The following is a 13,935-nucleotide window of genomic DNA, read 5'->3' on the forward strand; positions in this document are numbered from 1 at the left end:
GGGCATCTCAGGACATCGCTTCTGTACCCGGCACTTCGGCCCACACCACCTGATTCCTTCCCGCGCGCTTCGCCGTGTATAGCGCCTTGTCCGCCGCGCCGAGCATTTCTTCACCGTCCTCATAACGCGCCAGCTCGCTCGAAGCGATCCCCGCACTCACCGTGACGAAGCCGCGCACCCCGCGCACATGCAGGATGCGCAAGGCCTCGACCCGCCCGCGCAGCTTTTCCAGCAAGGCGCCGGCCGCATGCGGCATGTGGCCGCTCATCAGCACCACGAACTCCTCGCCGCCGGCGCGCGCCAGCGTCACGCCGGTCATGGCGGCGGCTTCTCCCGCGAGCGCCTGCGCCACCGACGCCAGGCACTGGTCGCCGGCCAGATGCCCATAGGTATCGTTGAAGGCCTTGAAGTGATCGATGTCGAGCATCGCCACCGCCAGTGGCGTGCGGGTCCGTTGAGCGCGTTCCCATTCGCGGTCGAAAGCACGATAGAAGCCGCGGCGATTCAACAGCTGGGTCAGGTCGTCGCGCAGGGCCGCGCGGCGCAGGCCGTGGTGCAGGCGCTTGAGTTCGTCCTCGGAGGACAGGTGCCGGCCCAGCATCAGGGCGGCGCGCAGCGCATACGAGGCGATGCCGGCGATCACGGCGCACGCCGCCAGCACCGGGTTGCGATGCAGATAGGCGAAAGCGAGCAGGCACAGCGCCAGGCTCAGCACGAAGGGGCTGACGCTGCCGGCAAGATGCCGTACGCGCGCCGGCGGCCGGTAGCCGCGCAGCCAGTCGCCGCGGCGGCGGCTCAGCAGCAGGCCGATCGCTGCGAAGGGCAGGCTCAGCAGCAGCTCCGGCACATACGACTCGCTGGAGAGCACGAAGCGGTTATGCGCCGCCGGCACAAATAACTCGATCCAGGCGAATGCCGTAAGCACCACGAAGAAACGCCGCTCGTCGCGGCGGCGCGCGCCCAGCAGGCGCAGCGTGGCGAAGATCGCCACGAACAGCGCCATGCCGTCGAACAGCCAGACGATGGCGCGGGCGTTGTCCGGCTGCGCTTCGGCGCCGGCCACCAGGGCGCGCACCAGGCCGTAGAACATCAGCGCGATCAGGATCGCCAGCGCCGCATCCACCCAGGCCGTCCAGCGGTAGGTCGGCAGCACCGGGTCGTACGTCGCCGCGAGGGTGAGCAGCAGGCTGCCCATGCAGAAATAGAAGGTGGGGTCGAAGGCCACCAGGGTGCCCTGGGGATTGACCAGCGAATCGGCGAACAGCAGCACGAAGGCCGCGGCCTGGCTGAGCAGCGCCGCCAGCAGCAGCGCCCACAGCGGCCGGTTGTGCGGCAGGCTCAGGCGCACGCGGCGCAGGCTCAGCAAGAGGGTGAAGGCGAGTGTCGCCAGCACGAAGGCGTAGCTCAGGCTCAGCACGCGCGGCGGCTCGAACGCCAGCACGGCGAGCTGCGCCGCCAGCAGGGGCGCATAGATACGCGGAGCGAGGGCCTGCATCTTCATGGCGCGTCGCAGGGGCGGTGGGTGCGGCCACTTAAGCACGAATCCATGCGGTGTTGTACCGCATGCGCTGCGGACCTGCGATGGCGCCTACGCCGTGACGGCCTTGGAGCGCGCGGCGGCGCGTGCGGCCCGTACACGGGCTGCCGGTATCCACCTACATACGCAGGCCTGGCGCCGCAGCAATCTATCCCTGCCCGGACCCGCTCCCCAGCAGGTGCGGGCCGCGGACGCCCGGGTTCTCCCCTCTGCCCCGGGCGCTCGTGGGTCCCCCCGTTCCGGGGGGACCGCTTTATTCATCCGCAACGGAGCGCCGGCCATGCCACTCGCCAGATCTGTCCCCACGTTCGGCGAACCGGGCCGCCGCAGGAGGCATCAGCTGCAGCTAGCGCTCCCGCGCCGCCTCGTCGCCATGCAGCAGCAGGCTGACCCGTACATGCAGCCCCGTGCCGAAGCGCGAATCGAGCAGCTGGATATCCGCGCCATGCATCTGCGCCGCGCGCTGCACGATCGACAGCCCCAGGCCGTAGCCGTCGCCGCGCGTACCCGGCTCGCGGTGGAAGCGCTCGAACAGCGCGGCGCGCCGTTCGGGCGGAATGCCCGGCCCGTTGTCGACCACGTCGATCACCGCCACCCGCCCGGCCCGCGACAGCGCCAGCTCCACCATGCCGCCGGAGGGCACGTGGCGCATCGCGTTCTCCAGCAGGTTGCGCAGCATCGCCCGGAGCGCCGCCTCGTCGCCATGCACCACCAGCCGCGGCGGCAGCGGCGCCAGCACCAGCTCGACCCTGCTGTACGCGATCACCGAGACCATCTCTTCGATCACGTCGCCGGCAAGAATCGCCAGATCCACCGGCGCCATCGCGCGGCGCCCTTCGCCCGACTCCAGCCGCGCCAGCGCCAGCAGCTGTTCCGTGCGGCGGGCCAGCGCGACCAGGCATTCGCGCGCATCGGCCAGCGCGCTGTCGGCGGCACCGGGTTCGCGGGCGCCGATCGCGGCGTCGAGGTTGATCATGGTGGAGGCCAGCGGCGTGCGCAGTTCGTGCGCGACGTCGGCGCTGAAGCGGCGCTCGCGTTCGAGCGCGTTCTCCAGGCGGCCGATCTGCTCGTTCAGTGCATCCAGCAGCGGGCGCAGCTCGGTCGGCGCGTTCTCCAGCGTCACCGGCGCATGGCTGCCCGGCTCGCGCCGCAGCAGGCGCCGGGCCAGCGTGTCCAGCGGCTTGAGCCCGCGCCGGATCGCCCAGCCCATCAGCAGGGCCAGCAGCGGCAGGGCGACGAACAGCATCAGGCCGTACTGCACCCACAGCGCCTGGCTGATTTCGGTGCGACTGTCGTAGCGCTCGGCGGTGCGGATCCATTCGCCGTCGCTGCCGCGCGGCAACTGGAAGACGCGCCAGCGGCGCGTGCCGAAGGAGACGTCGCGGAAGGCCTTGTCTTCCGCCCGCGGCGCGGGCATGCCGTCGAGGTTGGCGGTGGTGGCCAGCACGTGCCCGTCGGCGGCGAATACCTGGTAGCCCACTTCCGGCTCGTACGAATGCGTGCCCTTGCCGTGCGCGGCGGGCGTGCGCGAAGGCGTGGGCACCACCACGGGCCGGCCGTCCTGCGGCATGCCGCCGGTGCGCAGCAGCACGTCGAGCGTGCGCGCGGACTGGGCCAGGCGCCCGTCGAGCAGTTCGTGCACTTCCTTCAGCGTGTAGCGGTAGCTGAGCGCGCCGAGCAGGAGCATGGCCGTGGCGAGGATCGCGATGACCATCCAGCGCAGGCGCGCGCGCAGACTGGGGATGCGCGTGATCGATCCGCTCATCGCGGCGCGCTCATGGATGATCCAGCGGGATGGTGTAGCCGAAGCCGCGCACCGTCTTGATCGCATCGAAGCTCAGCTTGCGGCGCAGGCCGTGGACCAGCACGTCGAGCGCGCCGGAGCCCACGTCGTTGTCCCAGCCGTAGAGCGAGCTTTCCAGCTGCTCGCGGCGCACCACGCGGCCGGCGCGTTCCATCAGGTATTGCAGCAGGGCGAATTCGCGGCGGCTGAGCTCCACTTTCTTGCCCTGGTAGGTGACTTCCACGGCGGCCGTGTTCAGCACCAGCGGGCCGACCTCGATGCGGTTGTCGGCCATGCCCTGGGCGCGGCGCGTGGTGGAGCGGATGCGCGCGGCCAGTTCGTCCAGGTGGAAGGGTTTCACCAGGTAGTCGTCGGCGCCGGCGTCCAGGCCGCGGATGCGCGACTCCAGGTCGTCGCGCGCGGTCATCACGATGATCGGCGTGCGCAGGCGGCGGCCGCGCGCTTCGGTGAGGATCTCGAAACCGTCGCGGTTGGGCAGGCCCAGGTCGAGCAGGAGCAGGTCGACCGAGGGATCGTTCACCGCCGCCATGGCCTCGCGGCCGTCGCGGATCCAGGTCAGCGTGTAGGCGAGCTGTTCGAGGGCCCGCTGGATGGCTTTGCCGAGGAGCGGATCGTCCTCGATAAGAAGTATGTGCACGACAGCATCCAGGCTCGCGGATGGCGCGAAGTATCCGGGAAAATGATCGGACCGTCGCATTAGGGCCGGCTTAGCGGGAACGCTCAGGCGGCCTCGTCCGCCTCCAGGTGCGGGCGGATCAGCGCCTCGAACCAGGCGATGAAGGCGTCCAGCCGGTGCGAGCGCTGGCGCCGGTGCGGATAGAGCAGGGCGATCGGCATGGAGGCCGGGCGATAGGTGGGCAGCACCTCGACCAGTACGCCGCTGTCGAGCAGTTCGCGCACGTCGAAGCGCGGGATCTGGATCAGGCCCAGGCCGGCTTCGCAGCAGGCGATGTAGTTCTCCGCATTGTTGACCATCACCTGGCTGGGCACGCGCATGCCGTGTTCGCGGCCTTCGCTAACGTATTCCCACGGCTGCTCGCGGCCGGTGGTGGGTCCGGCGTAGCCGATCATGCGGTGGCCCTGGGCCAGTTCGTCCGGCCGGGTGGGCGTGCCGTGGCGGCGCAGATAGTCGGGGCTGGCGCAGTTGATCAGGGCCAGCTGCCCCAGCGCATGGCGCACCAGGCTGCTGTCGTGCGGCTCGCCCACGCGCACGGCGCAGTCGATGCCTTCGCGCACCAGGTCCACCGCGCGGTCGCTGGAGCCCAGCCCCAGCTGCAGGCGCGGGTGCCGGCGCAGCAGGCCCGGCAGGGCCGGTGCGATCAGGCGGCGGGCGATGCGGCTGGGCGCGTCGATGCTGAGGCGTCCGGCGACTTCCTGGCGCCGGGTGCGGAACAGCGACTCGACGTTCTCGGCTTCGGCCAGCAGCAGGCGCACGCGTTCGAGGAGTTGTTCGCCGTCGGCGGTGAGCTGGACGCGGCGCGTGGTGCGGTGGAGGAGGCGGGTGCCGAGTTCGGCTTCCAGGGACTGGATGGCGGCGGAGACGGTGGCGCGGGGGAGTTCCAGGGCGTGGGAGGCGCGGATGAAGCTGCCCATGTCGGCTATCTGGATGAAGATTCGGTATTGGTGGAGGCGATCCATCGAATGGGGGTTCGGCGCTGGTGTGCGCCGATGATACGGCGGCGGGGGCGCCAGGGTGTCTCGCCTTTGGCGAGTGTTTCGCCCCGCTGCCGCGGGGCGAGTTACTTCTTCTTTGCGTGCCCAAAGTCAACTCAATATAAACAGACTTTGCGCTCGTAAAAAAGCGGCCGTTTGGCCGCTCGTTTGGTGTCTCAGTTTAGTGTGGTTGGTGGACTCGAGAACACCCGAAGGTGTCCTTGTCCCGCCAGGAATTGCTTGTAGCAGGCAAGCGTTACGTTCCAGGCCTCTCTTGCAACAGCAGGGCCGGCTTCGATCACCTTGCCGTTCTCATCAATGATGGCGAGTACGGCCTTCTGTCCCTCACGCGTTTCAGCAGAAAGGCCTTCGAAGCAGACCGCGGTGATTGCGGCATGGGCCAGGCCGCCGGTGGGGGGAATGCCGATCATGGATGCTCCAGCTCTTTGAATTGATGAGAAATAGGGGGCGTCAGGCGATGTCACCGAATGCCCATGGCCGTGGCGGCCATACTGGCGATGACGATCAGCAGCATCGTGCCGGTGCTAATGCCGAGCAAGCTGGGGTTGTTCTGAATGGGGCTCGCAGAACAACGTAGCGATTCAAGCCTAACGTGAGAGGTTGACGTCGGGCGATCACGGTCCTGCGGTGTCATCCAGATGGACGACGCTGTGCATCGGCGGTGCCCCCCGATAGACCCTGGTTCGATACAGAGACTGGGCGATCCTGCCGCACAACCGGTGGCCGGTTCTCCGCGCCTGTTCAGACCTCCGTTTCTTCCGATAGAGCCAGGGCGTCCTCGACCTCTATGCCAAGATAGCGGACGGTGCTCTCGAGCTTGGTGTGCCCGAGTAGGAGCTGGATAGCCCGTAGGTTGTGGGTCCGACGATAGATCAGGGTCGGCTTCGTGCGCCTCATGGAGTGCGTGCCGTAGTCCGATGGTGGGAGCTCGGCGCTCGCGATCCAGCGTTTCACGATCCTGGCGTACTGGCGTGTGGACAAGTGAGTCAGAGGTCGCTGCCGGCCTGGGAACAAGTAGTCCTCTCGGGTCAAGCCCCTTCGGTTGATCCAATGCATGATGGCGCGCCGAGTCTGTTCGGTGAGCTCAAACTGGACCGCTCTACCTGTCTTGCGCTGAATAATTTGAGCTCTTGCCCCAAGGCCACCCTCTCTGGCCAGATCGCAAACCCGAAGGGCAACGAGGTCGCATCCGCGAAGCTTGCTGTCGATCGCCAGGTTGAACAGAGCCAAGTCCCGGATGCGGTGCTGCAATTGAAGCCGGATCCTTATGCCAAAAATGTCCCGAAGCTGGAGCGGCAGCTTCTGTCCCATGATCCTGCCGCGGTTCCAAGGGATCAGCGGACAACTAGAGCGCTGCATAGACATGGCGATACTCCCCGGCGGATTGGAGAGTTGCCATACTGCGGGCCAGGAAATCTAAGGAATGTCTGCTTCTGGCCCATAGCGGACCTTTCGATACTCGGCAGCGGCTATGGAGCGGCTACGAACCTAAGGGCTATTGCGTGTTTGGCTCTCCTCCTCGGGGCGGCCATGTGCACGGCATCGGCGAAGGAGCCTGAGGGTGGTAGCCATCATCGAACGCCAGCTCTACTTCAACGACATCCCCACCTTGGTCCCCGATGGCTGGAGCGATAGGAGGTCTTCTTTCCTTCGGTGTTAGCGGAGATCGGAGGTCTCGTGGATTCGATGATAGTCGTCAATACTTAAAAAAATGCGTTGCCGCAGCGCGCTTTCGCAGTTGATCCTTCCCGAGCCACAAATGAAGTGGCTCGCAACAAAAATTACCTCTCCATCGTCGTCTTCGAGGCTCGCTGACCAGCTGACGACGCCCCTTTCCCGCTGGTAAATGGCGATGTACACCAAGCCACGGTAGGAGCCTCTTACTTCGTCGCGGTCGCGAACGCCTGAGGCGGAAGCAAGCTTCATCACGGAGAAGGGTGGTCGACGTGCATCACTGCTTCCTTCAGTGAGGCGGCTGACCAAATCGCCTATGCGCATGGATAGCCTTGTCAGTAGCGGCAGGGGGCGATGGGCGCTAAGGGAAAAGCGGCCGGCCATGGTTAACGCCTCAGATGGTGGGTTGCTGTGGGGCGCCATGGTGGTTGAAGTCAGGCGGCCAGTAGAGGGACTTCTGTGAGACCCGTGGTGAGGTCAACCCCACCACAAGCCTCTGGTTTTTACTGCTTGTTTGGCACGTTGACCGCATCGATGGCGTGGATGATGCCGTTGCTTGAGGTAATGTCACGCGCTTGGATGGTTGCACCGCCGATGCGTAGTTTGCCGCCATCCTTCGTGATAGACGCCGTTTGGCCTTGCATCATTTTTGGCGCGGTCAGTTTCTCGACCTCGACGAACGATGCCCGGCCCGGCATCACGTGATACTTCAGCACGGAGACCAACTCCGCCTTGTTCTCCGGCTTGAGCCAGTTTTCTAGAGTCCCTTTCGGAAGTTTTTCGAACGCTGCATCCGTCGGTGCAAAGATGGTGTAGGGGCCGGAGTCCTTCAGCGTCTGGGTGAGTTCGGCCGCTTCGAGAGCTTTGCCAAGGGTATGAAAGGAGCCGTTGGCGGCCGCGGTCTCGACGATGTTCTTGCCGGAGACGTGGGCGGGTTTGGAGTCGTGGTTGGACATGCGTTTACCTTGAGTAGTGATCCGCCAGGCGGATCTTGAGCGGCCGAAACCGCAACTCCGATAAGAATCGGAGAGGTACTCAGATGGCGTTAGGGATAGGACCGCGTGGCTGAGGCGCCTGCCAAGGAGGAGGCTGTCTTTCTTGGCGCCCATGCAGCATGCGCGTGTAGTTGTTAGGTAAGGGTAACGTGGTGGCTCAAATACTTACTTGTGCTCACCGCTCCATAGGGCTAGCGTTACTGCAACATCTCGCCAAGTACCCCCATGTCGATCATCTCTATAGATGCCTGGGCAGATGGGCCAAACGCATTTGGCTTATGGCGAGGCCGTTGGCGTCTGTTGCAGGATGGCTTAGCCGTCAAGGGGCGCTTTGGCGCTACAGGAGATCGCTTTTTCACTCAGAACGAGGCGGTCGATGCGGCTGTTAGGTGCGGGGTATCCGATAAGCGTAACGTTCCGGCGGACATGATCATTCGCGGGATCTGACGCGATCCGCTCGACGTTTCACTGTGGAACGAAGAGATCAGGATACCCATGGTGATGTTGCGGCTGATAGCCGCGTCCAATAGAAGAGCCAGCTTGTCGCCATCCCGTCAAGGACATGTATGAGGGACCTCGGTCGCTACGTGCGCTTGAAACGACGGTGGTCGCCGAGGACCTCGAAACCGCCGTCGATGACATCAAGCACGGTACCATCCGAAAGCTGGTAGCTGACGGAGGAGCCTGTTCGCGTTCTTCTATGCCTCATTGCTGGCAATCCAGCTCTGTAGGGGCGACATCGTGAAAAGCATAGTTCGCCGCGAGATGATAGGAGACTGGGAGTTATCTCTTGCGGAGATCAGGCACCCCACAAATCCGCGAGTTACTACGTATCGATTCGGAGCACGCATGTCACTTGGAGGTGGTCGTTTTACTAACGAGATTGGCGACCATGCGCGCCGCTTCTTGTCCAAGGCAGCGGCATGGGCAGCTGGCAAGGCATTCATTGGTGGGGAATGACGCCTGGCGCTCCATATTGATGATGTTTGCTCTACCGCGCCGATCAAAGTGGTGTGACAACGGCGTTGGGTAGATGGTCGTGTAAATGCGTCGTGTGCAAGTCCCCGCGTGACATCCGATGACCGGAGCGCTTCCAGCGTGGCTTGCATTTTTGCTGATATGAACCCTTCTATTCACTGGTCTCGAGATTCTCGGCGTTAGTGCCTTGCGTACGCCGCAATCCAGGAGGACGATGGATCTCCCGAACGCGGGTAGAGGTTTCTGTATGCAGCTTTCCATCGAGCAGTTCGACTGTTTGGTTGCCGTGCAGGCCGGTGTTCATCCCACTACCGACACGACGTTGATTGACCAACTCATCAAGCTCCGATTAGTGCTGAGCTTGCTTGATGGATTCACGCTGACCGAGAGGGGAAGGCAGTGCCTCGCCGAGCACCGTCGTGGGCGTTAAATGTTTCGATGTGGTACTGGCGACGTAACGCCGGTCGCCGGCTTGGTTGGGGCTGCCTTCCTTGCCCGGTCGCGGGCAAGTATCACATCTGCTTCGGCATGCCATGAGTGAGGTGCAGATGTTGATTGCGTACTCCGCTGCTCCTGTTTCGCTGGAGTTCTTCGCCGCTGATCCACGTTTTCGTTTGGTCAGGTCGGCAACATCGATCGCTTTCGGTTGGGACGAACAGTATGGGACCGCCCCATGCGTAAGCCAAAGCTCCGAGCTGTCGGCGTTCCGTGGTTCGATCGCGAGGACTACGAGGCGTTTCGGCGGGTGGTGCCCGACCTTGTCTGGCACATTACCTACTATCAATGGGAGGCGTCCGCGAATAGGTTCATGGATCAGGTACAACGCATGGGTGTCTGTGCTTTCAAGGCGCACGTGAAATCGGATACTTTCGTGGAGTGGTGTCGATCGAGCGGTCGTGAGGTCAACTCTCGCGCGCTAGTCGATTACGCGGGCGACTTCGCCAGGCGGCAATTGCTTGAGCAACATGGTCGTTGAGATGTGTGTCGGAATGCCGGCATTTGACCAGCATCTCATCCCCCATCTCGTATGATGTCTTGGTTGTCCAGGTCGTTAGCCGGCTCGATCCGCCGAGTCACGATGGACGGAGGCATCTATGAACGGTAATCCACTGATCGATTGGTGCGAGCAAGTGGCCGCACCGGTCCTTGAGGCGGCGGCGGCCGGACAGCCAATCAGTTTTGCGGCGAAGCAAGCCCTTCTTCGCCTATCGGAGATACTGGCGTCGCAGGGTATAGATGCTACTTCACCCGAAGGTCTCCGATTAGCTCCAATGTGGCATCGCTAATCTGCTTGTTGGGGTGCCCGGCACAGATTTTGTCCATCGAGATGCCAATGCGTTGAGCGTCTGTCTTCCTAAAGGAGTTGGGACTCAACACAGTCGTCGCGCTCACATACCCCTGAATCCATCCGAGCGACTCAGGCTCCACTCCATTCGGGTACTCCCTCGCGGCAGTCCAGAATCGACAGGTGCCTTGGCCTGCTCCATAGATTTGGGGAGTTGCTCCCGCGTCCGTGACTAGCGGGCAAGTTGTAGCACCAAGCAAAAGCAACAGAAGCACCTGCTTCCTCATCTTCATCATCACCTTTGCCTCATCTGGAGTGTTCCGCATGACGCGCAGCCCAATGGGGCGATGCGTGGTTAGGTGCGTAGGGACGATGTCGTCCGGCCGCGGAACAACGGTGAGGCGGCAGCAGACGGCATCACATGACGAAAAAGTGCAGCACCGCTCATGCGACGCTACGCCGAAGTGCTCTGTTTTCGGGGCTGGATGCGAGGTCTTTGACGTATAGCGATAGCTACACTGTCTTCCTGGGCTTAGTGAAGCGTTGGTGTTTCATGGCGACGATGGTATTCGTCGATGCTTGCGAAGACCCGCTGCCGGATCAGCTTCTCGCAATGGATTTTTCCAAGACTGCAAATGAAGTAGCTGGTGATGAAAATCACTGCCCCCTCATCATCTTCCAGGCTCGCCGACCAGCTCACGTTGCCGCCTTCCCGTTGGTAGGCGACGATGTAGATCAAGTCCCGATAGGAACCTCTGATTTCGTCAGACACGATGACAATCTCCTTCGACTGGAGCGAAGACGAGTCAGGGACCCCAGTCGCAGGTCATGCGCGTGACAGGTAGCCAAAGTACTTCATGGCTCCATACGGTGTAGTCCCTGGAGCCTGTGAAGTACGTTAAACCGGGCGAGGCACTGACACGGACGGCTTGAGTGTGCAGACCAGGCGTCTATTTTCGGCGAGATCCAGGGGCGAGATCCAGCTTGTTCGGCGCCCTTCCCGGGTGGTTCGGATCACGCTTGAAGTGCAGTGACCGGGTGTACTTCGACGTATCGTTCTCGCCTGAACTGTCTTTTTTTGCGGGCACAGTGGCGTAGACGGCATGAATCTCTGCCGCCGTGAAGGGCTTCGAGGGGTGCGCCATGAGGTTCTCTGAGTGAAGGGAGTGCCAGCAACGGGTAGCGTGCCGGGAGACAGATCGCCGAGCCAGGATGGCTACTCGGATGCATCAGACGAAGTCTGCTTCTCAGAGGGAGATGGGCTTTCACGCGCGCGTAGCGACGCGAGTATCTCTGACAGGCGGAATAGCGCTTCCTGTGCAGCATAGCTTATCGGTTGACCGGCTGCTGCGTGTAGGACCGACGAGGCGACTTGTTCACGCCAATCGATCAGGGAGTTGCCGTTCGTATGGCCTCCATCCTTCGCGCCTTGGCTGCCAGCAAACGCTGGCGGCCTAAGCGTCATCCACAGGATAAGCCGGCGGCATGAGGCTTTGGTCAAGTGGAAACGTGAGCTACGAGGTGAGGCGGAGCCGCATGGAGCGGCTCCGCGTGAGCGGCGCAGCAGGGGTCACTTGCCTTGCTGTTTGCCTTCATCGGACTTGCTTTCCTTGGCATCTTGTCCCTCCTTTCCCTCCTCGGGTCGCTCGTCAGCCCGTTTTTCCGGCGCGTCATTCGCCGACGATACGGGCGGTGCCTTTTGAGGAGAATCAGGGGTGTTGGGACTGTTCGGGTTGGTCATGTCGTACTCCGAGGCGGCGAATGCCGCTTAGCCACGGTGGCATAGCAAAGGTTGCTCTCGGGTGACGTGGGTGTTGCTGCGATTGATGCGGAACAGTCGAGCGGGATCTATTCAGTTTCGGCGCCGGTGATCCTGCCCACCCAGATGGATGTTTCGCTGATCCGAAACGCCACGTCTGATGGCGGCATCTACGGCGTCGAGCTGGGTAAGAAAGCGCTCTCCGGTGACTCCGAAACGCCCTTTGATGGCCAAGCCATTGCGCAACAACTGCCAATGTCCACGCCACAGGCCGAAGACATTAGGCCCATCTGCCCACGCATCTATCGTGATGATCGACATGGGGATTCCAGGTGGCATATCGCGCTGACGCTAGTCTTATGGCGCAGAAGGCGCAAGTGCGAATGCCATCTACTCTAGGTTCTCGCGGACACGAAGCTCACATGCAGGTGCGTAGTGTCCGACATCGACGCAGCGGGTGTCTGAGTTCTTTCAGGCCTCATGCTGCGTGAGCGCCGCCCGCGTGGCGCTCGCTATGGGAGTACTACATGAACGAAACGTCGAGGCGCGCGACAGTCGGGGTTCCCTGGTTCTCCCGCGATGACTACGAGGCGTTCCGATCGTTGCTGCCTCAGCGCAGCTGGCATACGACGTACGACCAGTGGGAACTTGCCGCTAATAAAGTTCTGCACCAGCAACAGTGCGCGGGCGTGCCGACTCTCAAGGTCGACGTACAGTCAGCAGCGTTTGCCCTGTGGTGTCGTAATACCGGTCATGACATCAATGCACGCGCACTCGTGGAGTACGCGAGTGCGTTCGCCCGACAGCATTTATTCCACGGCAAAGGGTCCTGAGGCGCCTATCTGATGCCTTTTCAAGCCCAGCAATCAACACAGCGGGCTCACCTTCGCTCGACTGATGGATCGACCCCACTCTTTCGAGATCTGGCGCCGTGTTGGGTGCGATAGAAGCCGCCCAGTCTGAACGGGCTTGTCGCTCCGTTTGCCCTTTGACGAACTGCCCTGTACTGTGATGTGGCTGAGTTTCGAGGGTCACCATGAATTGTGGCCTGATGCTGTAGATAGCTGTTCACTACACCGTTGTTCCCCTTCCTCCTTGCGACCAGCTTTTCCGCCGCCATGCGGCCTTACTTGTTCCAAGGAGAAATAAACATGTCCCAGACCGAAACCGGTTCCGTTAAGTGGTTCAATGACGCCAAGGGCTTTGGCTTCATCAGCCGAGACACCGGTGGTGACGACGTATTCGTCCACTTCCGCTCGATCCAGTCCTCGGGCTTCAAGAGCCTGGCCGAGGGTCAAAAGGTGTCCTTCACCGTGACCAATGGCCAACGAGGGTTGCAGGCAGAACAGGTGCAGGTGATCTAAGGATCCTTGCCCGAACGAAAAGAGCCCGGCCTTGTGCCGGGCTTTTTTTGCTTTAAACGCACTTGCTGTGCTCAGAGCATTCCTGGAGCGACGGCAGGATCAGATGCTCTTGGCGTTTGCTGTTCCAGCCACGGGCTCCATCTTGGCGCCATCGCGCGATGCCACCTTCTTGGCCTGCTTGTCGTCCTGCTTCTTCTTCTTTGCAATTTCTCGCTGGCGTTTTTCGAAAGAGTAGTTGGTCTTTACCAATGGAGCGTTCTCAGATGGGAGGATGGGGTCTGGGTTCGGTAGAGCGATCGTCGTACTTTACGCGTCAACGAGAAGCGATTGATCCCCAGGTCGATTGCCAAGCCAAGGTATATATGAGCGTTGCAGCCAAAAGACCGCGCCCTTAGACCGATCGAGTCCACACAAACTCGATATCGTCCATGACGGCCTGTTGAACCTCTCTCGGCGATACGCCTGAAAGTTCATTAATGCCGCCATGACGCATCCCAAAGAAGATTCCATCACGCCGGTAGGTTGCGCTCCACCTGACACGATCCATGCGAGTGAGTTCATACTCACCCTCGTACGTAAAGCCGTTCGTGGTTGTGCCGGATATGTTGGTCATGGCAACCTCTTTAGCGAGCGGAAGCTATGCATTCCATGATCTCTCGATAACTAGGGTGCCTAGATGTCGAGCACGGCTAGGCGAGACAGAGACCGACGATGCATCGTCCATATGCATCAACCGGATGGTACGCCCCCGATTCCGTAGACACCTGATAGTGTCTATTGAGGATCGGAGGATCTATGACCAGCAAACGTTTCACCGACGAGTTCAAAGCTGAAGCGGTCAAACAAGTTAACGAGCGCGGCTACC

The 13,935-nt window shown here is 62.1% G+C and carries 16 protein-coding genes; 3 read left to right on the forward strand and 13 right to left on the reverse strand.

Going from position 1 to position 13,935, the window contains the following annotated elements:
• Positions 1-7: 7 nt before the first annotated feature.
• The 8 genes from KK141_RS20610 to KK141_RS20645 form a co-directional block, all read right to left on the reverse strand.
• Positions 8-1,501, reverse strand: a complete 1,494-nt coding sequence (locus tag KK141_RS20610; RefSeq protein ID WP_214572968.1) for a GGDEF domain-containing protein — start codon at positions 1,499-1,501, stop codon at positions 8-10.
• Between the two features lie 382 nt (positions 1,502-1,883).
• Entirely contained in the window at positions 1,884-3,302 is a 1,419-nt protein-coding gene (locus KK141_RS20615; RefSeq protein ID WP_214572969.1) for an ATP-binding protein, read from the reverse strand.
• Between the two features lie 10 nt (positions 3,303-3,312).
• Entirely contained in the window at positions 3,313-3,978 is a 666-nt protein-coding gene (locus KK141_RS20620) for a response regulator (RefSeq protein WP_214572970.1), read from the reverse strand.
• Positions 3,979-4,061: 83 nt separating this feature from the next.
• On the reverse strand, positions 4,062-4,979 hold the full coding sequence (locus tag KK141_RS20625; RefSeq protein ID WP_214572971.1) for a LysR family transcriptional regulator: 918 nt from the start codon (positions 4,977-4,979) through the stop codon (positions 4,062-4,064).
• A 191-nt stretch (positions 4,980-5,170) separates the two neighbouring features.
• Positions 5,171-5,425: a hypothetical protein gene (locus KK141_RS20630; protein ID WP_214572972.1), complete on the reverse strand. Its 255-nt coding sequence runs from the start codon at positions 5,423-5,425 to the stop codon at positions 5,171-5,173.
• 331 nt (positions 5,426-5,756) lie between these two features.
• A complete protein-coding gene (locus KK141_RS20635; RefSeq protein WP_214572973.1) occupies positions 5,757-6,380 on the reverse strand; it encodes a tyrosine-type recombinase/integrase in 624 nt (207 codons plus the stop codon).
• Between the two features lie 291 nt (positions 6,381-6,671).
• On the reverse strand, positions 6,672-7,073 hold the full coding sequence (locus tag KK141_RS20640) for a hypothetical protein (protein ID WP_214572974.1): 402 nt from the start codon (positions 7,071-7,073) through the stop codon (positions 6,672-6,674).
• A gap of 119 nt (positions 7,074-7,192) precedes the next feature.
• Entirely contained in the window at positions 7,193-7,645 is a 453-nt protein-coding gene (locus KK141_RS20645) for a fasciclin domain-containing protein (protein WP_214572975.1), read from the reverse strand.
• 1,264 nt (positions 7,646-8,909) lie between these two features.
• On the opposite strand from KK141_RS20645, the gene KK141_RS20650 reads away from it, so the two are divergent.
• Complete coding sequence (locus tag KK141_RS20650) at positions 8,910-9,092, forward strand: hypothetical protein (RefSeq protein ID WP_214572976.1); 183 nt, start codon at positions 8,910-8,912, stop codon at positions 9,090-9,092.
• A gap of 1,387 nt (positions 9,093-10,479) precedes the next feature.
• Here KK141_RS20650 and KK141_RS20655 read toward each other — a convergent pair.
• The 3 genes from KK141_RS20655 to KK141_RS20665 form a co-directional block, all read right to left on the reverse strand.
• Positions 10,480-10,719 carry a hypothetical protein gene (locus tag KK141_RS20655; RefSeq protein ID WP_214572977.1) on the reverse strand — a complete coding sequence of 80 codons (240 nt, stop codon included), beginning with the start codon at positions 10,717-10,719 and terminating at the stop codon, positions 10,480-10,482.
• 798 nt (positions 10,720-11,517) lie between these two features.
• Entirely contained in the window at positions 11,518-11,688 is a 171-nt protein-coding gene (locus KK141_RS20660; protein ID WP_214572978.1) for a hypothetical protein, read from the reverse strand.
• Between the two features lie 111 nt (positions 11,689-11,799).
• A complete protein-coding gene (locus tag KK141_RS20665; RefSeq protein WP_214572979.1) occupies positions 11,800-12,027 on the reverse strand; it encodes a hypothetical protein in 228 nt (75 codons plus the stop codon).
• 206 nt (positions 12,028-12,233) lie between these two features.
• On the opposite strand from KK141_RS20665, the gene KK141_RS20670 reads away from it, so the two are divergent.
• Together KK141_RS20670 and KK141_RS20675 are read left to right on the forward strand one after the other, a co-directional pair.
• Complete coding sequence (locus tag KK141_RS20670; protein ID WP_214572980.1) at positions 12,234-12,539, forward strand: hypothetical protein; 306 nt, start codon at positions 12,234-12,236, stop codon at positions 12,537-12,539.
• A 312-nt stretch (positions 12,540-12,851) separates the two neighbouring features.
• Entirely contained in the window at positions 12,852-13,070 is a 219-nt protein-coding gene (locus KK141_RS20675; RefSeq protein ID WP_345777622.1) for a cold-shock protein, read from the forward strand.
• 99 nt (positions 13,071-13,169) lie between these two features.
• Here KK141_RS20675 and KK141_RS20680 read toward each other — a convergent pair whose 3' ends face one another.
• Both KK141_RS20680 and KK141_RS20685 read right to left on the reverse strand, forming a co-directional pair.
• Positions 13,170-13,319 (reverse strand): hypothetical protein, encoded by a 150-nt coding sequence (locus tag KK141_RS20680; protein ID WP_214572982.1) that lies wholly within the window; start codon positions 13,317-13,319, stop codon positions 13,170-13,172.
• A 142-nt stretch (positions 13,320-13,461) separates the two neighbouring features.
• On the reverse strand, positions 13,462-13,683 hold the full coding sequence (locus KK141_RS20685; protein WP_214572983.1) for a TonB-dependent receptor: 222 nt from the start codon (positions 13,681-13,683) through the stop codon (positions 13,462-13,464).
• Positions 13,684-13,935: the final 252 nt, after the last annotated feature.

Source organism: Dyella sp. LX-66 (assembly GCF_018599165.1).
Lineage (GTDB): Bacteria > Pseudomonadota > Gammaproteobacteria > Xanthomonadales > Rhodanobacteraceae > Dyella_D > Dyella_D marensis.